Below are 23,684 nucleotides of genomic sequence, written 5' to 3' on the forward strand. Positions count from 1 at the left end.
CCCAATCCCTTTACAGTTGCCGCGCGGCAAAGGTGTCGCATTTGCGGATGTCGCCGGTTGACAGCCCCTGGCGCAGCCAACGCACACGCTGCTCGCTGGTGCCGTGCGTGAACGCCTCGGGCACCACATAGCCCTGCGCCTGCCGTTGCAATCGGTCGTCGCCAATGGCGGCGGCGGCCTTCAAGCCCTGTTCGATATCGCCTGGCTCCAGCAGCTGCTGGTTCAGCTTGCCAGCGGTGGCGGCCCAGACGCCAGCCAGGCAGTCGGCCTGCAATTCCATGCGTACGGAAAGCTGGTTGGCCTGCGCCTCGCCCATGCGGCGTCGCGCGGCGTCCACTTTGCCGGATACGCCCAGCAGATTCTGCACATGGTGGCCAATCTCATGCGCGATCACATACGCCTGGGCAAAATCGCCGCCCGCGCCAAAACGCTGACGCAGTTCGTTGTAGAACGCGAGGTCGATATAGACCTTCTGGTCGGCCGGGCAGTAGAACGGACCCATTGCCGACTGGCCCGTGCCGCACGCGGTGGGCGTCGCGCCGCTGAACATCACCAGCGTGGGTGGGGCGTAGCGGCGGTTCAGATCGGTCTCGAAGATGTGTTCCCAGGTGCGCTCGGTGTTACCAAGTACCTTGCGCGTGAACACGGACAACTGGTCGGTCGCGGGCGGCCGGTGCGTTTGTGACTGTGACTGCGACTGCGGCACCTGCTGCTGTTGCTGCTGCAGCGCCGATCCTCCCTGCAGGATCAGAGACGGATCGATGCCGAAGAAATAAGACGCGGCCAGCGCGATGATGACCGTGCCGATCCCGATCGACTTGCCGCCAATGGGAAAGCCGCCTCCGCCACCGCCACCGCGGCGGTCTTCTACATTCTGGCTTTCGGCTTCGTCATCGAGACGCATGTTTTCACGCTCCGTCGGAGGGACTGTTGATGCCGATGGAGTATAGCAACGGCGCCTTGCAGCAGGCGGCCGTGCACAAATCGTTACCTTGAAAAAAGAAGCCGCCCGCAAGCACCGGGCTATGGTGCGCGGACGGCCGGTAGGCAGGCGGTCAACCTGCCCGACTCAGGGAAAAAAGATGTCGCGGGCGCGTCAGACCGTGGCCGATGCGGGTGCCTTGCTGATATCGAGCACGGCTACCTCGGTGCCGACTTCGGCCACACGCAGCAGGTTGGTGGTACCACCCTGGCCAAACGGCATGCCGGCGGCGATCGTGATCTGGTCGCCCGGCGCGGCATAGCCCTCCACCAGCGCGGCACGCGCGGCCGCCTCCACCATTTCGTCGACGCTCTGCACGTCCGGACTCACCGTGGAGTGCACGCCCCAGGTAATGGCCAGGCGGCGCGCGATATCCAGGTTCGGCGTGATGCTGACGATGGGCGCGCACGGCCGCTCACGCGCGGCGCGCAACGCGGTGGCGCCGGACGACGTGTACGTAACCGTCGCCTTGGCGCCGATGATCTGGGTGACCTCGCGCAGCGCGGCGCAGATGGCGTCCTGACGCGTGGAAAGCGGCACCTCGTGCTGGGCATCGATCATGTTGCGGTAGAGCGGATCACGCTCGACCTCCGCGATGATGCGGTCCATGATCGACACGGCCGGCACCGGATGGCGGCCGTTCGCCGATTCGGCCGACAGCATCACCGCGTCGGCGCCGTCGTAGATGGCGCTCGCCACATCGGATGCCTCGGCGCGCGTGGGCACCGGCGAGTCGATCATCGACTCCAGCATCTGCGTGGCGATCACCACCGGCTTGCCGAGCTGACGGCAGACACGCAGGATGCGCTTCTGCACGCCGGGCACGCGCTCGGGCGGCAGTTCCACGCCCAGGTCGCCGCGCGCCACCATGACCGCGTCGGACACACGCACGATTTCGTCGAGCTGCTGCAGCGCGGCCGGCTTCTCGATCTTCGACAGCACGCCGGCGCGCGTGCCGATGATTTCGCGCGCTTCCACGATATCCGACGGACGTTGCACGAATGACAGCGCGATCCAGTCGGCGCCCAGCTCCAGCGCAAACGCCAGGTCGCGGCGGTCCTTGTCGGTCAGCGCCGGAATCGGAATGACGGCATCGGGCACGTTCACGCCCTTGCGGTCCGACAGCGTGCCGTTGTTGGCCACGCGCGTGGTGATGCTGCCGCTCGACACGGCCTCGATGTTCAGGCGCACCTTGCCGTCGTCGATCAGCAGAGACTGACCCGCGCTGGCCGCCTTGAACAGTTCGGGGTGCGGCAGGTACACGCGCGTGCCATCGCCCGGCGTGGGATCGCTGTCGAGCACGAACGGGTCCCCGGCGCGCACCGCCACCTTGCCCGCGGCAAACGTGCCGATGCGCAGCTTCGGGCCTTGCAGGTCGGCCAGGATCGCGATCGGGCGGCCGGTCTCCGCTTCCACCTGCCGTACGGCGTCATACCGCGCGCGGTGGTCCTCATGGTTGCCGTGGCTGAAGTTCAGGCGGAACACATCGGCCCCGGCATCGAACAGCTGGCGGATGACCGCGATGTCCGAGCTGGCCGGGCCCAGGGTGGCGACGATCTTGGCTTTGCGCTGGCGTCTCATGAATGTCTCCTTCTCCATCCTCTTTGTGCTGTGGCTCGCGATCTCAAACGATCAGGATCGCGCGGAAATCGTTGACGTTGGTACGGGTCGGGCCGGTGACGATCAGGTCGTCGATGCCGGCAAAAAAACCGTAGCCGTCGTTGTTGTCCAGGTGCGCACGGGCGGACAGGCCGCGCGATGCGGCGCGCGTCAGCGTGTCGGGGCCAAGCAGCGCACCGGCGTTGTCTTCGGAGCCGTCGATGCCGTCGGTGTCGCCGGCAATCGCGTGCACACCGGGCAGGCCATCGAGCGCCACGGCGAGCGACAGCAGGAACTCGGCGTTGCGGCCACCGCGGCCATTGCCGCGCACCGTGACCGTGGTCTCGCCACCGGACAGGATCACGCATGGCTTCTGGAATGGCTGGCCATACGCCGCGACCTGACGGGCGATGGCGGCATGCACTTCGGCCACGTCGCGGGCTTCGCCCTCGATGCTGTCGGACAGGATGTGCGCGGTCAGACCCAGTTCGCGGGCGCGGGCGGCAGCGGCTTCCAGCGATTGCTGCGCGCTGGCCAGCGTGACACTGCGATGGCCTTCGAAGCGTGCGTCGCCGGGTTTGGGCGTTTCGCCGGCACCGGATTCCAGATGCGCGCGCACGTTGGCCGGCACGTCGATGTTGTACTTGGCGATGACCGCGAGCGCGTCGGCGCAGGTGGTGGCATCGGGCAGCGTCGGGCCGCTGGCGATCAGCGTCGGATCATCGCCGGGAATATCGGAAATCAGCAGTGTTTCCACGCGCGCCGGTGCGCAGGCCAGGGCCAGCCGTCCACCCTTGAGCGCGGACAGATGCTTGCGCACGCAGTTCATCTCGCCGATGCTGGCGCCGCTGCGCAGCAGCGCCTTGTTCACGGCCTGCTTGTCGGCCAGCGTCAGGCCGGGAGCGGGAGCGGCCAGCAGCGCGGAACCGCCGCCGGAAATCAGGCACAGCACGAGGTCGTCGGCGGTCAGGCCCTGCACCAGTTCCACCATGCGTTGCGCGGCCTGCTGGCCCGCTGCATCGGGTACGGGGTGGGCGGCTTCGACGACTTCGATGCGCTTGCAATCGGCGCCGTGGTCGTAGCGTGTCACCACCAGCCCCGACAGCTCGCCTTGCCAGTGCGCTTCCACGGCCTGCGCCATCGCGGCGGCGGCCTTGCCGGCACCGATTACCACGGTGCGCCCCTTCGGCGGTTGCGGCAGGTGGGGCGGCAGGCAGTGGCTGGCGCTCACGGCGGCCACTGCCGTGTCGAACAGGTCGCGCAGCAGGGCACGGGCCTGGGCAGGGTTGCGAAAGTCGGTCTGCCGCTGCGGAGAAAGCAAGGCGGCGTTGGCGTCGGTGGCGTACATGCGAATCCTGAGGAATGCTTGCGGAAATACGGCGCAGCCGCCCTCCCGCGAAGACGGCTGCGATGCTGCTGGGGAACTTACTTCGCGGCCTTGGCGATCTCGTGGTTCGACATGATTTCGATCGCGCGGCACAGGGCCGAGTGGTCGAGCTTGCCGTAGCCGTTGGCGGCGCAGGCGTTGAACAGTTCCTGCGCGGCCGACGTGTTCGGCAGCGACACGCCCAGCGTCTTGGCGCCCTGCAGTGCCAGGTTCAGGTCCTTCTGGTGCAGTTCGATACGGAAGCCCGGATCGAAGGTGCGCTTGACCATGCGCTCGCCGTGCACTTCAAGAATCCGCGAAGCCGCAAAGCCGCCCATCAGCGCCTGGCGCACCTTGGCCGGATCGGCGCCGGCCTTCGACGCGAACAACAGCGCTTCGGACACGGCCTGGATGTTCAGTGCCACGATGATCTGGTTGGCCACCTTGGTGGTCTGGCCATCGCCGTTGCCGCCCACCAGCGTGATGTTCTTGCCCATCAGCTCGAACAGCGGCTTCACTTCGTCGAACGCTTCCGACGGGCCGCCGACCATGATCGTCAACGATGCGGCCTTGGCACCGACTTCGCCACCCGATACCGGCGCGTCCAGGTACGAGGCGCCCAGCTTGTTGATGCGCGCGGCAAAGTCCTTGGTGGCGATGGGCGAGATCGAGCTCATGTCGACCACGATCTTGCCGTAGGTGGCTTCCTTGCCAGCGGCCTTGAACGCGGCGGCGATACCCTTTTCGGCGAACAGCACGGCTTCCACATGCGGGGTGTCCGGCACCATGACGATCACGATGTCGGCGCGCTTTGCCACTTCCTCGGCGCTGGTGCAGACGGTCACGCCGGCATCGACCAGGGCCTGCGGGGCCGGGTTCACGTCATGCACGAACAGCGTGTGGCCGGCGGCGCGCAGATGGCCCGCCATCGGGGCGCCCATGATGCCCAGACCGATGAAGCCGACGTTACGTTGGTTTGCCATGTTGATGTCTCCTCTGAGATTAACGAATTCGTTTCAATTGCTGATGGGTTTCTCCCCTCTCCCATTCATGGGAGAGGGGCGGGGGAGAGGGCGGGGCAGTTCAAATTGCGACCGTCGGCAAGCAGAGCCTTGTGGCCCTCTCCCCCAACCCCTCTCCCGCAAGCGGGAGAGGGGAGTAGATCCGGGGTGCTTCAAACGCCGTGCGCCGCGCGCCAGCCAAGGCCGGCTTCCGTCGTCGTCTTCGGCTTGTACTCGCAGCCGATCCAGCCCTGGTAGCCGATCTCGTCGAGGAAGCGGAACAGGTACTGGTAGTTCAGTTCGCCGGTGCCCGGCTCGTTGCGGCCCGGGTTGTCGGCCAGTTGCACGTGGCGGATCTTCGGCAGGTTGGCGCGGATCGTGTTGGCGATCTCGCCCTCCATGCGCTGCATGTGATAGATGTCGTACTGCACGTAGAGATTGGGCGCGTTGACCTGACCGATCAGATCGACGGCCTGCTGCGTGCGGGACAGGAAGAAGCCGGGAATGTCGAACGTGTTGATCGGCTCGGCCAGCAGATCGATCTGTTCCTTGGCCAGCGCGTTGGCGGCGAAGCGCAGGTTCTCGACCAGCGTTTCGTTGGCCTGCTCGCGCTTGACGTTCTGGGGCAGGATGCCGACCAGGCAGTTCAGTTGACGCACGCCCAGCACCTTCGCGTACTTGATGGCTTCGCCCACGCCGTCCTGGAATTCGCCCACGCGATCCGGGTGGCACGCGATGCCGCGCTCACCGGCTTCCCACTTGCCGGCCGGCAGGTTGTGCAGCACCAGGTCCAGCTGGAAGCGGCTCAGGCGGTCTGCGATCTGATCGGCGTGGAAGGCGTACGGAAACAGAAACTCCACGCCACGGAATCCGGCGCGGGCGGCGGCCTCGAAGCGGTCCAGGAAGCCCACTTCGTTGAACAGCATCGTCAGGTTGGCTGCGAGCTTTGGCATTGTGATGTCTCTCTCGGTGTTGGGAAAAACGGTGCCCCGCCCGCCCCGGTGGAGCGGGGCGGAGGGGCGTACTGCTGAAACGGTGTCTGGCTCGGCTCGTATGCGAGTCTTCAGGCCCGAGACTTACGCGGTGGTGGTCTCTTCGGCCAGGATCGCTTCTTCGGTGTCTTCCAGGTCTTCGATCGGCTCGAACTCGTTGATGTTGTCGATCTCCGTGCCCATCGCGATGTTGGTCACGCGTTCCAGGATCACCTCGACAACCACCGGCACCGAGAACTCGGCCATCAGGTCGCGCGCTTCGGCAAAGGCGGGGGCGATGTCTTCCGGCTTGAACACGCGGATCGCCTTGCAGCCCAGCCCTTCCACGACCTTCACGTGATCCACGCCATAGCCTTCCAGCTCCGGCGCGTTGATGTTGTCGAAGGCCAACTGCACGCAGTAGTCCATCTCGAAGTTGCGCTGCGCCTGGCGGATCAGGCCCAGGTACGAGTTGTTCACCACCACGTGGATGTACGGCACCTTGAACTGCGCGGCCACGGCCAGTTCCTCGATCATGAACTGGAAGTCGTAGTCACCCGAGATGGCCACGATGTCCGAGTTCGGCGAGGCGGTCTTCACGCCGATCGCGGCGGGAATCGTCCAGCCCAGCGGGCCGGCCTGGCCGCAGTTGATCCAGTGACGCGGCTGGTTCACCGACAGGAACTGCGCGGCGGCGATCTGCGACAGGCCGATCGTCGTCACGTAGCGCACGTCGCGCGGGAAGTACTGGTTCATCTCGCGGTACACGCGCTGCGGCTTGACCGGCACGTTGTCGAAGTCGCTCTTGCGCTTCATCGTGCGGCGGCGCTTCTGCACGTCGGCCACCCAGGCCTTGCGGCACGGCAGGCGGCCGGCCATCTTCATTTCGCGCGCCACTTCCACGAACAGCTCCAGCGCGGCCTTGGCATCCGACACGATGCCGAGGTCCGGACCGAATACGCGGCCGATCTGCGTGGGTTCGATATCGACGTGCACGAACTTGCGGCCGCGCGTGTAGACGTCGATGCTGCCGGTGTGGCGGTTGGCCCAGCGGTTGCCGATGCCCATCACGAAGTCCGATGCCAGCAGCGTGGCATTGCCGTAGCGGTGCGACGTTTGCAGACCCACCATGCCGGCTTGCAGCGGGTGGTCGTCGGCCAACACGCCCCAGCCCATCAGCGTCGGCACGACCGGCACATTGACCAGTTCGGCGAACTCGACCAGCAGCTCATTGGCATTGGCGTTGATCACGCCGCCACCGCAGACGATCAGCGGGCGCTCGGCCTGGTTCAGCATGCTGATGGCCTTTTCGATCTGCGCGCGGCTGGCGGCCGGCTTGTACGGCTGCAGCGGCTCGTACGTTTCCGGATCGAATTCGATCTCGGCCACTTGCACGTCGAACGGCAGGTCGATCAGCACGGGACCCGGACGGCCCGAGCGCATCAGGTGGAACGCCTGCTGGAACACCTGCGGCACCAGTGCCGGCTCGCGCACGGTGACGGCCCACTTGGTCACGGGCTTGGCGATCGATTCGATATCGACGGCCTGGAAATCTTCCTTGTACAGGCGGGCGCGCGGCGCCTGGCCGGTGATGCACAGGATGGGAATCGAATCGGCCCAGGCCGAGTACAGGCCCGTGATCATGTCGGTGCCAGCGGGGCCGGACGTGCCGACGCAGACGCCGATGTTGCCGGGTTCGGCACGGGTGTAGCCCTCGGCCATGTGCGAGGCGCCTTCCACGTGGCGCGCCAGCAGGTGGCGGATGGAACCGGCCTTGCGCATCGCCGAGTAAAACGGGTTGATGGCGGCGCCGGGCACGCCGAACGCGGTGGTAATGCCTTCCTTCTCCAGCACGGCGATGGCCGCGTCGACTGCTCTCATCTTCGGCATGTCTCTCTCCAGTACGCTTGAAAACAATGAGTGGGATTCGTTCTGGCGTTGATGCTATGCCCGCAGCGGCCTGTGGATAAACAGAAGGGCGATCAGTTGATTCGATACCTGACGTATGGAATGGTGCAGCATCCGACTTTGAGAAGTGCATCAAAAGATACGTTGGGGCCGCCGTCCGAGTGGCTCCCCCGAGACGTGGGGATCGGTCAATTTGGTACGGTTTTCCCCTATCGGGGGTAGCGGTGCCCGGGTCAAAATAGCGGGTTTGGAATTGCCCTGTCTGACCCATGTACACGCGGTTGCCGACCACTTACGAACTGATGGAAGCACTGCAGACGACGCCGGCCGACAAGTCGCCGGACAGCCGTCTGGCGACCGTGTTGTGGGCCGGGTTCGTCCTCGCGCTCGTGCCGTCTATGGTGGCGGGCGGCGGGCTGGTCTGGTGGCATCAGGTTTTGCTGCAACCGCCGCCGGAGTGGCTGCCGCAGGCGTTTCACGTGCTGCTGGCCATCAGCGGCGTGTTCTACGTTGGGGCATGGCTGATGCGGCTGCTGGCGCGTCGTGATGCACTGCGGCATCCGATGCATTGGCTGTCGCGCCGCGTCGATGCCCAGAACGACGTGGAAAACGCGCTCTTGCTGCGCCTGGGGCGGATTTCGCCACTGCAGCTGCGTGCACGGCAGCGCCGCATCCTGCTGCAAGCCCGGCTCTGGGAGGGCGGAGCGCGCACGGTGGCGCTTGTCCTGGCGCTGGCGCCGGCAGCCGTGGTGCTGGCCGACGGCCTGTCGGTGGTAAAGCCCGGTCACGGACCCGCGCTGGTGGCCATCTACGGTGCGGTGCTGGTACTCGGCGCCGCGCTGGCCCTGTTCGCGCAGCTTCAATGCAGCGCACCGTTGCGGCGGCTGGCCTATGTGCTGGGTGAGGCCGCGGAAATCAACGCGAAGCTCGGCCGCTAGCCGAGCGCTCCCGACAGGTTCATTGCTCCGCCCGGATGCACGGCATCGCAAGGCGGGGATATCGCATCATGGCTCCAATGCCTCACAATGTGGCGGCAGGAGACAAATGGCGTTATGGACAAACTCAAACAAATCGAAGCATTCATCGCCGTGGTGGAACATGGCAGCATGGCCGCGGCGGCCCTGACGCAGAACGTGACGCCGGTCATGATCGGCCGGCGCATCAACGCGCTGGAGGCGCGAATCGGCGTGAAGCTGCTGCATCGCTCCACCCGGCGCATCGTGGTCACGGAGCAGGGCGCCGCGTTCATGGAGCAGTGCAAGAAAGCGCTATCCGACCTCGACCGCGCCGAAATGCTGATTGCCGAAGGCAAGCACAAGGCCACCGGCCACCTGATCGTTTCGGCACCGGCCGCGTTCGGCCGCAAGCATGTGGCGCCGCATGCGCCGGCCTTCTTGGCGGCCAACCCCGAAGTCCAGATCTCGTTCAATCTCACCGACCGCGTGGTGGACCTGGTGCGCGAGGGCTATGACCTGGGTATCCGCATCGGCGGCGCGATCGATCCGAATTTCGTAGCCATCAAGCTGGCGACGAACAAGCGCGTGGTGTGCGGCACGCCCGCTTACTTTGCCAAGCATGGCGTGCCGCATACGCTCGAAGACCTGGAAAAGCACAACTGCCTGGCGTTCAACCTGCAGGGTGGCCAACAGCGCGGCTGGTACTTTCAGCAGAACGGCAAGACCGTGACCGTGCGGGTGCGCGGCAACCTCGACTGCAATGACGGCGAACTGCTGCATCGCTGGACCGGCGAAAGCCTCGGGCTGGGCTGGCGCTCGACGTGGGAAATCCTGCCCCAGCTCGAAAGCGGAGAACTGATCACGGTACTTGATGAATTCGCGTTGCCGGATTACGACATCCTGGCCGTGTACCCGCAGCAGCGTCCGGTGCCGGCCAAGATCCGCTTCTTCATCGAACACCTGAAGCAGGCTTTCGCAAAGCCGGGATATTGGACCGAGCGTGGCAGTAGCTGGACGCCAGGGACGCTTGCCGCCAGCGCGCAATGACAGGCCATCGGCAGTAGGGAAGCGGCGAACAAAAGGCGAAGTACGGAAGGGACGGCGAAGTACGAAAGGGGAGACGTACGAAAGGGGAGACGTACGGAAGGGGAGGCGTACGGAAGGGGAGGCGTACGGAAGGGGAGGCGTACGGAAGGGGACGTACAGAAAGCGACGCACAAAAGAAAAAGCCCGCAGCCATTGCGGTCTGCGGGCAGCCCTTCTTGCGAAGGACGGGGAGAGCTCATGAAGTGCGCCCCCGCAACTTCATGGCGAGAGGAATGATGCGCCTCCTACCCCGTTTTCGTCCTTGATGGCGATCAACCCAGTTGCATCGACCTACGCAAGCAACGCGGCAACCAGGTCCTTGCCGCGCGCGCTGGCTGGCGTTTCCTCAAAATGCAACGCGCTTTCGACGTGGTTCAGGTGCTCCACCATCAGCGCCACCGCGCGGTCGGCGTCGCCGGCCTTGGCCGCTTCGATGAACGCGCGATGCTCGTCGGAAGAGCACGTGGCATCGCGACGGCTCTGGTACAGCATCGTGATCACCGCACTGCGCATCGACAGCTCGCGCATGATTTCGGTCAGCACGTTGTTGCCCGCCACTTCGGCCAGCACGATATGGAAGTCGCCCAGCAGGCGCGTGCGCGTCTGCGCGTCGTTGCCTGCCAGCGACTTGCGTTCGGCCACCAAATGCTTCTCGATGCGCTTGTAGTCGGCCGCCGTCGCCTTGGCGACGAATTCGCGGGCCAGGGCGGCTTCCAGGATGCGGCGCACGGCAAAAACCTCGCGCGCCTCTTCCGCGCTCGGCTTGGCCACGAACGCGCCCTTGTCCGGCACGATCTGGATGACCTTGTCCTTGGACAGCATCAGCAGTGCCGCGCGCACCTTGGTACGGCTCACGCGATACACGCTGGCGAGCGCTTCCTCGCGCAGCTTGGTGCCGGGCGGCAGCCGGTGCGAGACAATCGCCGCGACGATATCGTCGGCGATCGCCTCGGCGGTCATGTCTGGATCGATGTGCTCGGGCATGGTGAGCGCGCGTCTCTTGCCGGACATGCGCGGTGACTGGGATGGCGCGATTCTACCGCCCCGAGGCCGCGCCGGGCAGCGGTGCCGGTACCGGGACTTCCCCGGAGCCTTCCACCAACGCCGACAGGCCTTCGTCCAGCTCGCCGGTCGGGATCGTGCCGTTGAGCACACCGTGGGCGCGTTCGCGGTCGATATCGCGCTCCCACGCCGCCACCACGACGGTAGCCACGCAGTTGCCAATCAGGTTACCCACCGCACGGGCGATGCCGATGAACCAGTCCACCGACAGCACCAGCACCAGGCCGATGGCCGGAATGGCCGGGTGCGCCGACAGCGTGGCCGCCAGGATCACGATGGCCGAGCCGGGAATGCCGTGCGCGCCCTTGGACGTGACCAGCGCCACCGCCAGGATGCCGAGCAGATCGCCCAGCGCCAGCGGCGTGTTGGTGGCTTGCGCGATGAAGACCGCGGCCAGCGTCAGGTAGATCGAAAACGCATCGAGGTTGAACGAGTAGCCAGTGGGAATCACCAGGCCCACCACCGACTTCTTGATGCCCATGTATTCGAGCTTCTTCATGACCTGCGGCAGCACGCTGTCAGACGACGCCGTGCCCAGCACCACCAGCAGTTCCGCGCGCAGATAGCGGATCAGCTTGAGCACCGAGAAGCCGCACAGGCGCATGACCAGGCCCAGCACGCCGAGCACGAAGATCAGCACGGCGCCGTAGAACAGGATCACCAGGAACCCAAGCTGCTTGAGCGAGCCGATGCCGTACTTGCCCACCGTGAACGCCACGGCGCCCAGCACGCCCAGCGGCGCCAGCTTGATGATGAACCCCATCATCTTGAACAGCGCGCCGGAGAAGTTGTCGATCAGCTTTACCAGCGGCCGGGCAGGCTCGCCAACCACCGACAACGCGCAGCCGAACAGCACGGAGACCAGCAGTACCTGCAGCACGTCTCCACTGGTGAACGCGCCCATGATCGTGTTCGGGATCAACTTCATCAGGAAGTCGACCGTCCCCGCGCTTTTCACCTTGTCTGCCGACTCGATGTATGCGGCCATCGCCGAAGCGTCGAGATTGTGCGGGTTCACATTCATGCCCGTGCCGGGCCGGAACACGTAGGCCAGCGCGATACCCAGTGCCAGCGCGATGGTGGTGACGATCTCGAAGTAGACCACCGCCTTGATGCCCACGCGCCCCACCTTCTTGAGTTCGCCGGCACCGCAGATGCCGCCTACCACCACACAGAAGACCACCGGGCCAATCAGCATCTTGATCAGCTTGATGAAGCCATCGCCAAGCGGCTTGAGCTTGGCGGCGAACTCGGGAAACGCCAGCCCTAGCAGGGTGCCGAGCGCCAGGGCAATCAGCACCTGGCCAAAGAGGGAACGGGTGAAGCGGGTGTGCAGGCGTGCGTTGGCGGCGCGCTGCGGGGGTACGACATGCTGCATCGTTGTCTCCGTGCCGGGCCTGGTCCGTGGCGGCTGGGGATCGCCATCGGCCGGCCCTGATCTGGTTCAGGAATGCCCGCCGTCACATGCCTGTCGACTGGCGGGCTGGCATGCACCTGTGGCAATCGCCCTGAGAGCGTTGCCTTGCGCGGAAAGCCTCCCTGTTGAGGCGGAATTCGCGCTATCCACTTGTTGGGACCGGATTGTCCGCGGCGGATTGTCGGTGCGTGGAGGCTAATATAGTGCATATCATTTTTGTATGCAATTTTTGAATTCACTGTGCTAACATGAATCGCACAGAATAGAGAGCACGGCCCCGGGCGCCCGCCCGGACTGGCAGGTTTGCCAGGCATCCTTCGACCGGGCTCAGGCACTAGCAGCAGGAGAGACACGCACATGGCAGCAACCCCTACGCCGTTGTCCGCTGACACCGGTACCCGCATCATGGCCTGGGCCGATGCCCTGGCCGTTCACACCGAACAGCCCGGGCTTCTCACCCGTACCTACCTGACCGACGCCCACCACGGCGCGGCCGCGCAGCTGACCGAATGGATGCAGGCGGCCGGCATGACCGTGCGCCGCGACGCCGCCGGCAACGTGATCGGCCGCTACGAAGGCACTGCACCGGACGCTCCCGCGCTGCTGACCGGTTCGCACTTCGACACCGTGCGCGACGCGGGCCGCTTCGACGGCAATCTCGGCGTGATCCTGCCCACTGCCTGCGTGGCCGAGTGGAACCGCCAGGGCAAGCGCTTTCCGTTTGCGATCGAAGTAGTTGGGTTTGCCGAGGAAGAGGGCGTACGTTTCAAGGCCACGCTGCTGGGCAGCCGGGCCATCGCCGGTACGTTCGATACCAACGTGCTGGACAACCTCGACGATTCCGGCAAGACCATGCGCGATGTCATGCGCGAAGCCGGCTTCGACGCCGCGCAGCTGCCGGCTGCCAAGCACGATCGCAGCAAGGTGCTGGGCTTTATCGAAGTGCATATCGAACAGGGTCCGGTGCTGCTGAACGAAGGCCTGCCCGTGGGCGTGGTCACCGCGATCTCGGGCGCCACGCGCTTTATCGTCGAACTCGAAGGACTGGCCGGCCACGCCGGCACGGTGCCGATGGACATGCGCCGCGACGCCGCGATGGCCGGCGCGGAGATCGGCCTGTTCATCGAAAAACGCTGCGGTGGCAAGCCGGGCCTGGTGGGCACCGTTGGACAGTTCAACGTACCGAACGGTGCCACGAATGTGGTGCCGGGCCGTGCGACGTTTTCCATCGATATCCGCGCCGGCGTCGATGCCGAGCGCCAGGCCGCCGTCAACGATGTGCTGGCCGAAATCGAACGTGTCTGCGCGCGCCGCAATGTGCGCGCGCAGATCCGCAAGACGCATGAGGCGGCCAGCGTGCCGTGCGCGCCGTGGCTGCAGTCGCAATGGGCCGCTGCCGTGGATCGCCAGGGCGTGCCCGTGCGTCACCTGCCCTCCGGTGCCGGCCATGACGCTATGGCTATCTCCGCCATCGCCGATGTGGCCATGCTGTTCGTTCGCTGCGGCAACGGCGGCATCAGCCACCACCCCACCGAGACCATGACGGCCGAAGACGCCCAGACAGCGGCGCGCGTGTTCACGGACTTCGTCGAACACTTCCACCGTCCCCAGTAAGGCTTCCTGAAAGCCACCACGCATCGAAAATTCCAGAGATACGAAGATGACCGCACGAGACAACATGAATCCGATCGAAACCACGCTGACCCAGTACATCGACCAGCACCGTCCCCAGCAGGAAGCCTTCCTGGCGGAACTGGTCAAGGTGCCGTCGGACAACCCGGCCGGGGATTGCGATGCCCACGGCAAGCGCGCCAAGGAGCTGCTGGAAGGACTCGGTTTCAAGGTGGAAGCGCACAAGGTGCCTGAAAACCTGGTCAAGGCGGCCGGCATGATCAGCGCCACGAACCTGCTGGTGCGCAAGACGTTTGGCAAGGGCGGCCCGACCATTGCGATGAATGCGCACGGCGACGTGGTGCCCCCCGGCCTGGGCTGGACCAAGGACCCGTACGGCGGCGAGATCGCCGATAGCGAACATGGTCCGGTGATGTTCGGCCGTGGCGTGGCGGTATCGAAGTCGGACTTCGCCACCTATGCCTACGCCGTGCTGGCGCTGCAGGAAGCCGAGAAGCAGGGCGCGAAGATCAACGGCACCGTCGAACTGCAATTCACGTACGACGAGGAAACCGGCGGCGACATCGGCCCGAAGTTCCTGCTTGACGAAGGTCTGACCAAGCCCGACTACGCGATCTCGGCCGGTTTCTCCTACGGCATCACGTCGGCCCACAACGGCTGCCTGCACGTGGAAGTGACCGTGAAGGGCAAGCAGGGCCACGCCGCCATGCCGCACACCGGCGTGGACGCCATTGAAGCCGCCACGCACATCCTGCACGCGGTCTACGGCCTGCGTGCCGAGCTTGCCAAGCGCAAGAGCAAGGTGCCGGGCATCGACACCGCCACGCTGAACGTTGGCCTGATCAAGGGCGGCATCAACACGAACGTGGTGCCTGACCTCGTTACGTTCCGCGTCGATCGACGCATGATTCCGGAAGAGATCGGCTTCGACGCCGAAGGCGAACTGCGCGCGGTGGTGGAGAAGGCCGCCAAGGATCGGCCGGGTATCGAAGTGAAGGTTGAGCGCATCATCCAGGCCGAGCCGCTGTCGGAACTGCCGGGCGTGGAAAAGCTGATCGGCGCGCTGAAGACGCGCGCGGAATCGGTGTTCGGCGTGGAGATTCCGGTGCAGGGCGTGCCGCTCTACACCGACGCGCGCCACTACACGAGCCGTGGCATCCCGACCGTGCTGTACGGCGCCGGCCCGCGCACGCTGATGGAAGCGCGCGGCCACAACTCCGATGAAAACCTGCGCCTGAACGATCTGAACCGTGCCACGAAGGTGGTGGCGCTGGCGCTGTCGGACCTGATGGGCTGAGCCATCGGGCACGGTATCGAACCCTGTAGTACCCCCTTGTTGTGATGATGGCCCGCTGGCAGTTGCCGGCGGGCCTTTTTTCATTCCGCGCGCATCGGTTCGGTATCCCCATCCACGGGTACCGCAAGGCTGACCAGCCAGCGCCGTACGATCTGTTCCTCGGCCGGCGTTAGTCCGGCGCGCAGATCCTTGTCCACCTCGTTTGCGCGCACCTTGCACTGGGCCAGCAGCGCCTTGCCGCCTTCGGTCAGCGCAATGGTCTGGATGCGGCCATGCACCGGATGCGGCTGGCGTTCGATGGCTCCCATTTTTTCGAGGTTGCCCATGATCACGCTGACCGTCTGCGGCGTCAGCATCGCCAGCCGCGCGACGTCGGCGCCGGAAATGCCCGGATACGCGCCAAGCATCGTCAGCACGAAAAACTGCGGAAGCGTGACGCCAAGGTCCGCAAGCGTGCGTTCCATCCGCAACCGATTGGCCGCGCTGGCCTGCCGCAGCAGGTAGGCCAGGTAGCCGCTTTCGCCACGCTTGCCTTCGCCAGGCGCCGGGATCTCCACAGCCGGAGGCGTTTCGCGCGTCTTTCTCCCTTTTGGAGCAGGGGTCTTTGCCATATTGTCAGAGTTCTTACATTAATCTTCGAACTCTGACATCTTACCGCAAGGAGCGCACGATGGATTTTCAGTCTTTCACGCAGGCAGCCCCCGATGTGTACGCATCGCTGGGCGGCGTCAGCAAGGCAGTGACGGCCTCCGGTCTGGACAAGGCACTGACCGAACTGGTCAAGCTGCGTGTCTCGCAGATCAACGGCTGCGCCTTCTGCCTGCAGTTCCACCTGAACATCGCGCGCAAGCTTGATATCGATCCGCGCAAGTTCGACCTGCTGGCCGGCTGGCGCGATGCGGGCATCTATTCCGACCGCGAAGCAGCGGCGCTGGGATGGGCCGAGTCGCTGACATCGCTGACCGATCCGGCCGCGCGCGACGCCGCGCTTGCGCAGGCGCGCACCGTGTTCGATGAAAAGGAACTGGTGAACCTGGCCGCCACGATTGCGTCGATCCACGCATGGAACCGCATCGCAGTCGGCCTGCACTTTCCGCCGCCGCCGGCCGAAGCAGCACGTGGGAGCCAGGCATGAGCGCGAACGCTATCGGGCAGATCCAGATCCGCCGGCTGGAAACGGTGGAAGAAGTAGCGGCAGCCTTCCCGCTGATGCACCAGTTGCGTCCGCATCTGACGGACGCGACCGAACTGGTCACGCGCTGGCGCCGGCAGATCGGCGACGGCTACCATCTGGCGGGGCTGTGGGATGAAGACAAGCTGGTGGCCCTGGCTGGTTATCGCTTTGCCGACAACCTGATCGTCGGACACCACATGTATGTGGATGACCTGGTCACCGACGCCAACGCGCGCAGCGGTGGGTACGGGCGCCAACTGATGGACTGGCTCAAGGCCGAGACCGAAGCGGCCGGCTGCACGCAGCTCGTGCTCGATACGCCGCTGACCAATGTGCTCGGCCATCGCTTCTACTACCGCAACGGACTGCTGGCGCGGGCGCTGCGCTTCTACTTTCCGATCGACTGAACCGGCTCACCTATGGCAACCCTGCTTCACCTGAACGTCAGCCCGCGCGGCGAGACATCGACCAGCCGGCGCGCGGGCCAGCTGGTGCGCGAGCAACTGGCCGCGCATCACGGCGAACTGACCGTGATCGAACGCGACCTGGCCGCCAACCCGCTGCCGCCGATCGACGCGGCATTCACCCACGCCAACATGATGGTGGCGGCGAAGCGCCACGATGCGGACCCGGCCGCGCTGGCGCTGTCCGAAACGCTGATCGCGGAGCTGCAGGCCGCCGACATCGTGCTGATCACGACGCCCATGCATAACTTCACGGTGCCGGCCACGCTGAAGACCTGGATCGATCTCGTCGTCAGGCCGGAGCGCACGTTCGCCGGTACGCCACAGGGCAAGCAAGGGCTGCTGCGCGACCGTCCGGTGCTGGCCGTGGTGTCCTGCGGCGGGCGGTTCTCGGACGATGCCGCGAGTCAGCGCGACTTCTTCACGCCGTATCTGACCTACGTGCTGGACACGATCGGTCTCAAGCGCGTCGAAGTCGTGCGCATGGAAAGCATGGCGCGCGGCTCCGACCACGTGGCGCGCGCCTTCGATCAACTGCGAACCTGGTGCACCAACGCGGTGCCGTCGCTACTGGCGTAGCGCGTCCGGTTCGGGCAGCGTGCTGTTGCCAACGCCGAGCGGCCGCTGCATCAGCAGGGTGTCGATCCATTGCCCATGTTTGAGGCCGACCGATTCGAGCCGGCCCACCGTGCGAAAGCCAAGCCGTTCGTGCACAGCCACCGAGCCCGCGCCTTCGCCGCTGGAAGTCAGCGCCACCACGGCCACCATCTGACGCCACGGACCGGTCTCGCAGCGCGCGATCAGTTCGGCCAGCAAGGCGCGGCCGAGTCCTTCGCCCATATGGCGGTGATCGATGTAGATCGAGTCCTCGATGGCGAACCGGTAGGCGCTGCGGGCACGGTAGCTCGATGCATAGGCATAACCCAGCAGTTCGCCATCGCGCTCGGCCACGATGTAGGGCAGGCCCTTTCGTTGGACTTCGGCAAAGCGCAGCCGCATATCGTCGACGGTGGGTTCGGTTTCCTCGAACGAGGCACGGCCATGCCGGACGTGGTGCGCGTAGATGGCCTGGATGGCGGCAACGTCGTCAGCGGTGGCATCGCGCAGGTGGAACGGCTTGCGGGAAGGTGCGGCAGCGGAATCGGACACGGTTTCTCTGGTTGACGGGACGGCCGCGGCGGGACGCAGGCGGCCATCGACTATGGATGTTCATGCACATGCACGATGCATGCCGGCGTGCCCCGCACCTTGCCGCGCCAGCATGGTGCACGCCGGTGGCGCGGCTGTATAGTGCGGGATATTCGAACGCACCGTAAGCCGGCTGGAGGACGCCCTCATGATCACGATCTACCACAACCCCCGTTGCTCCAAATCGCGCGAAACGCTGACGCTGGTGGAGACGGCGGCGCAGCGTCTGGGCGAGCCCGTGGAGGTCGTTGAATATCTGAAGACGCCGCCGTCGCTGTCGACGCTGCGGCAGCTGCATACGATGCTGGGCGTACCCGTGCGCGAGATGATCCGCGATGGCGAGGCGGTGTACAAGGAGTTGGATCTGGCCGATTCGGGCCTGACCGATGCCGAGCTGCTGGCCGCCGTGGCGGACAACCCGATCCTGCTGCAACGTCCGGTGGTGGTCCGCAACCGCCGCGCCGTGATCGGCCGGCCGCCGGAGAACGTCGCGCCCCTGCTGGAGTGATACTGCTGCGCCGCACAAAATAGAACCGGCCTCCCCAAGGGAGGCCGGCCGGTCAGTTGCCGATTCGCTTCAGGCGAGTCGTCGTTATTCAACACCCAGCCAGTGCATGGCCTCCTGACCGAAACTGATGCCAGCCAACACCACGAGCAGCACGATCGCGGTGACAGCGCTGACATAGATGAGTGCCTTGGCGACTTCAGCGTCTTCCGTGGAAGAATGGAAGTGCGAAACAACGTTGGTGCGCGCGTGGGAGCGGTGCGGCCAGTGCAGCCTGCCGGACAGGTCCTTGAGATGAAGGTCTGGATGGAATCGCATGGTGACACCTCCTCGCATCCGCCTGCGGACGGCCGCGCTCACATGGCCATCGCCCGGCCATTCTCTCCTTCCAATATAGGAGACGCCGCGAAAATGTGGTGTCGGTGTCGCGCCGACGCCTGTGTGCCGGCGCACCAATGCCGCCGGCGCCGGCATCCTTCGTTCGAAACTATCCCTTGGCGGCAGGCGGAAGTGAAGATCCGCTTTCAATGGCATCCGCGGCGGAGCTGGCGTCGGCAGCCGATGCCAGCTCCGCGAGCCGGCCTTCGCGTGTGCGCAGTTCTGCGAGCATGTTGCAGAACATGGCTCCCTGCTCCAGTGCGTCGTCCAGCGCGACGTGGGTATGGGGCAGCGGGTCGTGCCAGTGCTCGGGGAAGGCAGCCTTGACCGATTTGCGGTACGGCCGTCCCGTCAACGCGAATCCCAGCGTCTTGATGTCCAGCGCGGCCCAGCCAAACGGCGATCGTCCGGCAAAGCGCATCATGTACCAGAACATCCAGGTGAAATCGAAACCGGCGGGAAAGGCGATGAAAACGGGCTTGCCCGGCAGTTTTTCCACCCATTCGACGTAACGCGGCAGCACGTCCTCGGGGCGTTCGAGGTCTCGCCGGCAGGCTGCCCAGGCCTCGGGCTGCGTCTTCCACCATTGCATCTGCGCCGGATGGCCGGCCGCGCCAGGCAGCGTTTCCAGGTTGGCCGAGAAGGTGCCGATGACGGTCTTGTCCGCCAGCATCGCGGCCGACGCAAACGACAGCATCGAGTGGGGGCCGGGAATCGGGCCATCCGCCTCGATGTCGGTGCTGACGTAGATCTCGGGGCGCGTATCGGGCGGCTGCTTCTTTGCCATGCGTCAGGCGGCGTCGATCAGGTGATCGGCGACAAACGGGTTGTTGCGGCGTTCCTCGCCAAACGTCGACACCGGGCCGTGACCCGGCACGAAGGTTACGTCGTTGCCCAGCGGCCAGAGCCGCGTGCGGATCGAGCGGATCAGGTCGGCGTGGTTGCCGCGCGGAAAATCGGTGCGGCCGATCGACCCGGCGAACAGCACGTCGCCCACAATTGCCAGCCGGTTCGCCGGCGAGAAGAACACCACGTGGCCGGGGGTGTGGCCGGGGCAGTGGTAGACCTCCAGCGTTTCATTGCCGAACGTGACCGAGTCGCCGTTCTGCAGCCAGCGGTTTGGCTCAAAGACTTCCGCCTGGCCAAAGCCGAAGCGGCGCGTCTGTTCCGGCAACTGATCGATCCAGAAACGCTCGTCTTCGTGCGGCCCCTCGATCGGCACGCCGAACTGGCGGGACAGCGCGGCCGCGCCGGCACAGTGATCGACGTGGCCGTGCGTCAGGAAGATCTTCTCCAGCGTGACCCCATGTTCCTCGATGGCCGCGGTGATGCGGTTCAGGTCGCCACCGGGATCGCATACGGCCGCGCGCTGCGTGGCTTCATCAATCAGCAGCGAACAGTTCTGCTGGAACGGCGTGACTGGGATCAGGAGGACTTTCATTTTTGTGATCGGTAAGGCGGTCCGGGCGTGGGCAGATGCGGCCCAGGAAGGTGGGTCATTGTAGCCGCCGATTGGTGGGCTGACCGATGCGCCGATGGTCAAGAGAACCGTCCCTGCAACGTTTGAATCGCGCTTGAGAATCATCTGAAAGTTGCATATCAGGCACCTTGATGCGGCGCTGCGGCATTCGGCGCAATCCCTTGTCAGAGCGTCGATTGCGGGGAATTGACCGGCGTTGTAACAGATTTCGTAACAAAATCAAGGCACTAGCTTCAAACGACCGGTGTTAGACTGCGCGCCATGCTCAGTCTCCCCGTATTCCGTCCGGGGCCCGTGCGCGAGGCAGCGCCCGGCTCCAACCGCTTCTTTCGTCAGTGCGCGATCATCGTATCGGCGCTGGTGATGGCTGCGTGCGCGACGCCCCCGGGCGGCGACGCGGATACGGCATCGAACACGACGGGCGCGATTTCCACCAAGTCCGCCAAGTCGAAGACGACCCGCCCCGGCACCGGCGCAGCCAGTTCGGCCAAGGCGGACGATCGCGGCAACTGGAACCTGTTCGGCTTCCAGGACGATAACGCGCCGTCGCAGTCGTCGATCGACGGCCTGCGCGCTGACATGGGTACGTTTGAGCAGCGCGGCATGGCATCGTGGTACGGCAAGGGCTTTCATGGCCGCAAGACCGCCAACGGCGAGCGCTTCGATATGCGTGCCATGACGGCGGCTCATCCGTCGCTGCCGCTCGATAGCTGGGTGCTGGTGCGCAATATGCGCAACAACAAGGTGGCCGTGGTGCGTATCAACGATCGCGGTCCCTATCACGGCGGCCGTATCCTCGATTTGTCGTACGCGGCGGCCAAGCGCCTGAACTTCGTCGATCACGGCGCCACGCAGGTGGAGATCCGCCGGCTGTCGCGTACCGAGGTCGCGGCACTGGGACCGAACATCGAGGCGGGCGGCACGGAAGCCGGTGACGGCAGCGGGGCCGACGAGGTACCGGATACGGCCAACACGCTGGTGCCGACGAAGTCGAAGGCCAAGGCGAAAGCCAGACCCGTCAAGCACAAGAAGTAAGACGATGCGGACCGGCCGGCACCCGACTATCGCGCTACCGTCCTCCCGCCCGCTGCTTTCTCGTCAGATAAGAAATTTCTCAAACGGCACGACCCTCCAGGTCGTGCCGTTTGTCTTTTCATGCGTCCGGTTCACTGTCCGCGCTGTCCGCGCGTTGGGCGAGCGCCAGCTTGTACAGCGCATCGGTCTTGGCCCCGGTAATGGCGGCGGCCAGCTTGGCGGCACGCTTGGCAGGCAGCTCGGGCAGCAGCAGCTTCAGCACGCGTTCGGCTTCCGGGTCGGGCGTATCGTCACCGGCGCCTTCGGCACGGCCAGCGCCTTCCACCACCAGCACGAACTCCCCCTTTCCACGCGCCGCTTCGGCGGCCAGCCAGGCGGGCGCATCGGCCACGGTCATGACCGGCGTTTCCTCGAACAGCTTGGTCAGTTCGCGCCCGATCAGCAGCCTGCGCGTGCCGGGCAATCCTTCGGCCAGAGCGGCCAGGGTGTCGGCGATGCGGTGCGGCGCTTCGTAGATGACCCACGCGTGGTCGAGCGCGGCCAGCTTTGCGATGGCGTCCTGGCGGGCCTTGGGCTTGCCGGGCAGGAACCCGACGAACGTGAAGCGGCCTTCGCCAGCTTCGAGCATGTCCCCGGCCACGGACAGCGCCGTGACGGCGGCGCTGGGCCCGGGCAGCGGTACCACCTTCAGGCCCGCCGCGCGGACCGCCTCGACGAGCCGGGCACCGGGATCGGAAATGCCTGGCGTGCCGGCATCGGACACGCACGCAATCCGCTCGCCCGCGGCCAGCCGCTCGACGATGCGCACGGCCGCCTCCCGCTCGTTGTGTTCGTGCACCGCGACCAGCGGCCGCTGCAGCCCCACGCGCGACAGCAGCTGGCCGGTATTGCGCGTGTCCTCGCAGGCGATGGCGTCGGCCAGGCCGAGCACATGAAGCGCGCGCAGCGACAGGTCCGCGACATTCCCGATCGGCGTGGCCACGATGTACAGCGTACCGGGGGGGTAGGTCTGGCCGACGGCCAGCTGGGTCCAGTCACTCATGCTTGAGAACTTCCGTTGATTCGCTCATTCAAATCCACCACGCCAGCCGTCGCGCGTACGACGACGGAAAGCGGCGCGCTGGCCGAAGACCATGCGCTGGCGTATCTGCGCCGGCAGGGGCTGGCGCAGGTTGTGCGCAATTATCGCTGCAAAGGCGGCGAAATCGACCTGATCATGCGCGCCGGAGACGGTACGCTTGTATTCGTGGAGGTCCGGCAACGCCGTGGCCGGGGCTTTGGGGGCGCCGCGCAGAGCATCACGCCGGCCAAGCAGCGCCGCGTCCTGCATGCGGCGGCGCACTACCTGGCCACCCTGGATAGCGTGCCGCCATGCCGGGTGGATGTGGTTGCCCTGGACGGCGGTCGGATCGACTGGCTGCCCGGCGCGTTCGATCTCTCGTCGGCGGATGGGAACGGCGGCGCGGACGCTGCGTCATAATGCGCGGGATAGTGCAGATGTCACCAGATCATGAGTATTGACAGTATCGAACAACATTTCCTGGATAGCGCCGAAACCAAGCGGCAGGCTGCCGCGCTGATGGCGCCGCATATCGACGCCGCCGTGGAGCGGATGGTGGCGGCGCTGACCAGCGGCAACAAGATCCTGGTGTGCGGCAACGGCGGGTCCGCGGCCGACGCCCAGCACTTTGCCGCCGAGCTGATCGGCCGCTTCGAGCGCGAGCGGCCGGGCCTGGCAGCCATCGCCCTGACCACCGACAGTTCGATCCTTACGGCCATCGGCAACGACTACGATTTTTCGGTGGTGTTTTCCAAGCAGGTGGAAGCGCTGGGCCAGCCGGGCGACATCCTGCTGGCACTGTCGACGTCGGGCGACTCCGCGAATGTCGTGGCGGCCATCCAGGCTGCTCACCAGCGCGATATGGGCGTGGTCGCGCTGACCGGCAAGGGCGGCGGACGGGTTGCCACGCTGCTCGATGAATTCGATATCCACCTTTGCGCGCCGAGCGATCGCACCGCACGCATCCAGGAAGTGCATCTGCTGACACTGCACTGCCTGTGCGACGGCATCGACGAGGCGCTGCTGGGCGAAGCATGAAGTATCGGGCAGCGTGGCAAAGCGGAGTTATCCCCGGATATCCACAAGGCTGCCCACAACCTATGCACAGGAATCGCCGTGTCTT

General features: G+C 65.5%; 25 protein-coding genes. 11 read left to right on the forward strand and 14 right to left on the reverse strand.

All coding sequences use genetic code 11. The features are described from left to right. Positions 1-10 precede the first annotated feature (10 nt). The 6 genes from ypfJ to gcl form a co-directional block, all read right to left on the reverse strand. Positions 11-904: a KPN_02809 family neutral zinc metallopeptidase gene (gene ypfJ, locus AC3FLX_RS14900; protein ID WP_488697731.1), complete on the reverse strand. Its 894-nt coding sequence runs from the start codon at positions 902-904 to the stop codon at positions 11-13. 192 nt (positions 905-1,096) lie between these two features. After that, a complete protein-coding gene (gene pyk, locus AC3FLX_RS14905) occupies positions 1,097-2,563 on the reverse strand; it encodes a pyruvate kinase (RefSeq protein ID WP_488697733.1) in 1,467 nt (488 codons plus the stop codon). A 43-nt stretch (positions 2,564-2,606) separates the two neighbouring features. Then, positions 2,607-3,929, reverse strand: coding sequence for a glycerate kinase type-2 family protein (locus AC3FLX_RS14910; RefSeq protein ID WP_488697734.1), 1,323 nt, complete (start codon positions 3,927-3,929; stop codon positions 2,607-2,609). 77 nt (positions 3,930-4,006) lie between these two features. Continuing rightward, complete coding sequence (locus AC3FLX_RS14915; RefSeq protein WP_092602296.1) at positions 4,007-4,930, reverse strand: 2-hydroxy-3-oxopropionate reductase; 924 nt, start codon at positions 4,928-4,930, stop codon at positions 4,007-4,009. A 191-nt stretch (positions 4,931-5,121) separates the two neighbouring features. Further along, entirely contained in the window at positions 5,122-5,901 is a 780-nt protein-coding gene (gene hyi / locus AC3FLX_RS14920) for a hydroxypyruvate isomerase (RefSeq protein WP_488697737.1), read from the reverse strand. Between the two features lie 123 nt (positions 5,902-6,024). Further along, entirely contained in the window at positions 6,025-7,809 is a 1,785-nt protein-coding gene (gene gcl / locus AC3FLX_RS14925; RefSeq protein WP_488697738.1) for a glyoxylate carboligase, read from the reverse strand. A gap of 287 nt (positions 7,810-8,096) precedes the next feature. Between gcl and AC3FLX_RS14930 the strand changes: the two genes are divergently transcribed. Both AC3FLX_RS14930 and AC3FLX_RS14935 read left to right on the forward strand, forming a co-directional pair. Beyond that, positions 8,097-8,765, forward strand: coding sequence for a hypothetical protein (locus tag AC3FLX_RS14930; protein WP_488697739.1), 669 nt, complete (start codon positions 8,097-8,099; stop codon positions 8,763-8,765). A 114-nt stretch (positions 8,766-8,879) separates the two neighbouring features. After that, positions 8,880-9,830: a LysR family transcriptional regulator gene (locus AC3FLX_RS14935; RefSeq protein WP_488697741.1), complete on the forward strand. Its 951-nt coding sequence runs from the start codon at positions 8,880-8,882 to the stop codon at positions 9,828-9,830. 330 nt (positions 9,831-10,160) lie between these two features. Here the strand turns inward: AC3FLX_RS14935 and AC3FLX_RS14940 are convergent, their stop codons facing one another. Together AC3FLX_RS14940 and AC3FLX_RS14945 are read right to left on the reverse strand one after the other, a co-directional pair. Next, positions 10,161-10,853, reverse strand: coding sequence for a GntR family transcriptional regulator (locus AC3FLX_RS14940; RefSeq protein WP_488697865.1), 693 nt, complete (start codon positions 10,851-10,853; stop codon positions 10,161-10,163). Between the two features lie 52 nt (positions 10,854-10,905). Then, a complete protein-coding gene (locus AC3FLX_RS14945; RefSeq protein WP_488697743.1) occupies positions 10,906-12,309 on the reverse strand; it encodes a C4-dicarboxylate transporter DctA in 1,404 nt (467 codons plus the stop codon). Positions 12,310-12,705: 396 nt separating this feature from the next. Between AC3FLX_RS14945 and AC3FLX_RS14950 the strand changes: the two genes are divergently transcribed. Next, positions 12,706-13,962, forward strand: a complete 1,257-nt coding sequence (locus tag AC3FLX_RS14950) for an allantoate amidohydrolase (protein ID WP_488697745.1) — start codon at positions 12,706-12,708, stop codon at positions 13,960-13,962. 46 nt (positions 13,963-14,008) lie between these two features. Continuing rightward, positions 14,009-15,277, forward strand: coding sequence for a M20/M25/M40 family metallo-hydrolase (locus AC3FLX_RS14955; RefSeq protein WP_488697747.1), 1,269 nt, complete (start codon positions 14,009-14,011; stop codon positions 15,275-15,277). Between the two features lie 80 nt (positions 15,278-15,357). Here the strand turns inward: AC3FLX_RS14955 and AC3FLX_RS14960 are convergent, their stop codons facing one another. Next, a complete protein-coding gene (locus tag AC3FLX_RS14960; protein WP_488697748.1) occupies positions 15,358-15,888 on the reverse strand; it encodes a MarR family winged helix-turn-helix transcriptional regulator in 531 nt (176 codons plus the stop codon). Positions 15,889-15,947: 59 nt separating this feature from the next. On the opposite strand from AC3FLX_RS14960, the gene AC3FLX_RS14965 reads away from it, so the two are divergent. The 3 genes from AC3FLX_RS14965 to AC3FLX_RS14975 are packed head-to-tail and all read left to right on the forward strand — an operon-like array spanning position 15,948 to position 17,494. After that, positions 15,948-16,412, forward strand: a complete 465-nt coding sequence (locus AC3FLX_RS14965; protein WP_488697749.1) for a carboxymuconolactone decarboxylase family protein — start codon at positions 15,948-15,950, stop codon at positions 16,410-16,412. Then, entirely contained in the window at positions 16,409-16,858 is a 450-nt protein-coding gene (locus AC3FLX_RS14970) for a GNAT family N-acetyltransferase (protein WP_488697751.1), read from the forward strand. The genes AC3FLX_RS14965 and AC3FLX_RS14970 overlap by 4 nt, the downstream gene beginning before the upstream one ends. Positions 16,859-16,870: 12 nt before the next feature. Continuing rightward, positions 16,871-17,494 (forward strand): FMN-dependent NADH-azoreductase, encoded by a 624-nt coding sequence (locus tag AC3FLX_RS14975; protein ID WP_488697752.1) that lies wholly within the window; start codon positions 16,871-16,873, stop codon positions 17,492-17,494. Here the strand turns inward: AC3FLX_RS14975 and AC3FLX_RS14980 are convergent. Next, positions 17,483-18,064 (reverse strand): GNAT family N-acetyltransferase, encoded by a 582-nt coding sequence (locus tag AC3FLX_RS14980; RefSeq protein WP_488697754.1) that lies wholly within the window; start codon positions 18,062-18,064, stop codon positions 17,483-17,485. The genes AC3FLX_RS14975 and AC3FLX_RS14980 overlap by 12 nt on opposite strands. Positions 18,065-18,251: 187 nt before the next feature. Between AC3FLX_RS14980 and arsC the strand changes: the two genes are divergently transcribed. Continuing rightward, positions 18,252-18,611 (forward strand): arsenate reductase (glutaredoxin), encoded by a 360-nt coding sequence (gene arsC / locus AC3FLX_RS14985; protein WP_488697756.1) that lies wholly within the window; start codon positions 18,252-18,254, stop codon positions 18,609-18,611. Between the two features lie 84 nt (positions 18,612-18,695). Here arsC and AC3FLX_RS14990 read toward each other — a convergent pair whose 3' ends face one another. From AC3FLX_RS14990 to AC3FLX_RS15000, 3 genes are all read right to left on the reverse strand, one after another. Further along, on the reverse strand, positions 18,696-18,926 hold the full coding sequence (locus AC3FLX_RS14990; RefSeq protein ID WP_153946391.1) for a hypothetical protein: 231 nt from the start codon (positions 18,924-18,926) through the stop codon (positions 18,696-18,698). A gap of 169 nt (positions 18,927-19,095) precedes the next feature. Next, positions 19,096-19,773, reverse strand: coding sequence for a 3'-5' exonuclease family protein (locus AC3FLX_RS14995; protein ID WP_488697759.1), 678 nt, complete (start codon positions 19,771-19,773; stop codon positions 19,096-19,098). A gap of 3 nt (positions 19,774-19,776) precedes the next feature. Further along, the gene (locus AC3FLX_RS15000; RefSeq protein WP_488697760.1) at positions 19,777-20,427 is read right to left on the reverse strand and encodes an MBL fold metallo-hydrolase; all 651 of its coding nucleotides are present in this window, start codon (positions 20,425-20,427) and stop codon (positions 19,777-19,779) included. 300 nt (positions 20,428-20,727) lie between these two features. Here AC3FLX_RS15000 and AC3FLX_RS15005 point away from each other — a divergent pair, with 300 nt between their 5' ends. Beyond that, positions 20,728-21,501 carry a septal ring lytic transglycosylase RlpA family protein gene (locus AC3FLX_RS15005; protein WP_488697762.1) on the forward strand — a complete coding sequence of 258 codons (774 nt, stop codon included), beginning with the start codon at positions 20,728-20,730 and terminating at the stop codon, positions 21,499-21,501. Between the two features lie 118 nt (positions 21,502-21,619). On the opposite strand, the gene rsmI is transcribed toward AC3FLX_RS15005, so the two are convergent. Further along, on the reverse strand, positions 21,620-22,543 hold the full coding sequence (gene rsmI / locus AC3FLX_RS15010) for a 16S rRNA (cytidine(1402)-2'-O)-methyltransferase (protein WP_488697763.1): 924 nt from the start codon (positions 22,541-22,543) through the stop codon (positions 21,620-21,622). A gap of 15 nt (positions 22,544-22,558) precedes the next feature. Between rsmI and AC3FLX_RS15015 the strand changes: the two genes are divergently transcribed. Both AC3FLX_RS15015 and AC3FLX_RS15020 read left to right on the forward strand, forming a co-directional pair. Further along, positions 22,559-22,981, forward strand: a complete 423-nt coding sequence (locus AC3FLX_RS15015; RefSeq protein ID WP_488697764.1) for a YraN family protein — start codon at positions 22,559-22,561, stop codon at positions 22,979-22,981. Between the two features lie 30 nt (positions 22,982-23,011). Continuing rightward, positions 23,012-23,599: a phosphoheptose isomerase gene (locus AC3FLX_RS15020; protein ID WP_488697765.1), complete on the forward strand. Its 588-nt coding sequence runs from the start codon at positions 23,012-23,014 to the stop codon at positions 23,597-23,599. Positions 23,600-23,684 lie beyond the last annotated feature (85 nt).

It is taken from the genome of Cupriavidus sp. 291-E7, assembly GCF_057798835.1.

Bases quoted from the DNA above. Each gene is read 5' to 3' on its own strand.
- AC3FLX_RS14945 (WP_488697743.1), bottom strand. From the start codon at position 12,309: ATGCAGCATGTCGTACCCCCGCAGCGCGCCGCCAACGCACGCCTGCAC.
- AC3FLX_RS14950 (WP_488697745.1), top strand. From the start codon at position 12,706: ATGGCAGCAACCCCTACGCCGTTGTCCGCTGACACCGGTACCCGCATC.
- AC3FLX_RS14960 (WP_488697748.1), bottom strand. From the start codon at position 15,888: ATGGCAAAGACCCCTGCTCCAAAAGGGAGAAAGACGCGCGAAACGCCT.
- ypfJ (WP_488697731.1), bottom strand. From the start codon at position 904: ATGCGTCTCGATGACGAAGCCGAAAGCCAGAATGTAGAAGACCGCCGC.
- AC3FLX_RS14930 (WP_488697739.1), top strand. From the start codon at position 8,097: ATGTACACGCGGTTGCCGACCACTTACGAACTGATGGAAGCACTGCAG.
- AC3FLX_RS15020 (WP_488697765.1), top strand. From the start codon at position 23,012: ATGAGTATTGACAGTATCGAACAACATTTCCTGGATAGCGCCGAAACC.
- AC3FLX_RS14995 (WP_488697759.1), bottom strand. From the start codon at position 19,773: ATGGCAAAGAAGCAGCCGCCCGATACGCGCCCCGAGATCTACGTCAGC.
- AC3FLX_RS15000 (WP_488697760.1), bottom strand. From the start codon at position 20,427: ATGAAAGTCCTCCTGATCCCAGTCACGCCGTTCCAGCAGAACTGTTCG.
- pyk (WP_488697733.1), bottom strand. From the start codon at position 2,563: ATGAGACGCCAGCGCAAAGCCAAGATCGTCGCCACCCTGGGCCCGGCC.
- AC3FLX_RS14910 (WP_488697734.1), bottom strand. From the start codon at position 3,929: ATGTACGCCACCGACGCCAACGCCGCCTTGCTTTCTCCGCAGCGGCAG.
- rsmI (WP_488697763.1), bottom strand. From the start codon at position 22,543: ATGAGTGACTGGACCCAGCTGGCCGTCGGCCAGACCTACCCCCCCGGT.
- AC3FLX_RS15005 (WP_488697762.1), top strand. From the start codon at position 20,728: ATGCTCAGTCTCCCCGTATTCCGTCCGGGGCCCGTGCGCGAGGCAGCG.
- AC3FLX_RS14975 (WP_488697752.1), top strand. From the start codon at position 16,871: ATGGCAACCCTGCTTCACCTGAACGTCAGCCCGCGCGGCGAGACATCG.
- AC3FLX_RS14970 (WP_488697751.1), top strand. From the start codon at position 16,409: ATGAGCGCGAACGCTATCGGGCAGATCCAGATCCGCCGGCTGGAAACG.
- AC3FLX_RS14955 (WP_488697747.1), top strand. From the start codon at position 14,009: ATGACCGCACGAGACAACATGAATCCGATCGAAACCACGCTGACCCAG.
- gcl (WP_488697738.1), bottom strand. From the start codon at position 7,809: ATGCCGAAGATGAGAGCAGTCGACGCGGCCATCGCCGTGCTGGAGAAG.
- AC3FLX_RS14935 (WP_488697741.1), top strand. From the start codon at position 8,880: ATGGACAAACTCAAACAAATCGAAGCATTCATCGCCGTGGTGGAACAT.
- AC3FLX_RS14915 (WP_092602296.1), bottom strand. From the start codon at position 4,930: ATGGCAAACCAACGTAACGTCGGCTTCATCGGTCTGGGCATCATGGGC.
- arsC (WP_488697756.1), top strand. From the start codon at position 18,252: ATGATCACGATCTACCACAACCCCCGTTGCTCCAAATCGCGCGAAACG.
- AC3FLX_RS14990 (WP_153946391.1), bottom strand. From the start codon at position 18,926: ATGCGATTCCATCCAGACCTTCATCTCAAGGACCTGTCCGGCAGGCTG.
- hyi (WP_488697737.1), bottom strand. From the start codon at position 5,901: ATGCCAAAGCTCGCAGCCAACCTGACGATGCTGTTCAACGAAGTGGGC.
- AC3FLX_RS14965 (WP_488697749.1), top strand. From the start codon at position 15,948: ATGGATTTTCAGTCTTTCACGCAGGCAGCCCCCGATGTGTACGCATCG.
- AC3FLX_RS14940 (WP_488697865.1), bottom strand. From the start codon at position 10,853: ATGCCCGAGCACATCGATCCAGACATGACCGCCGAGGCGATCGCCGAC.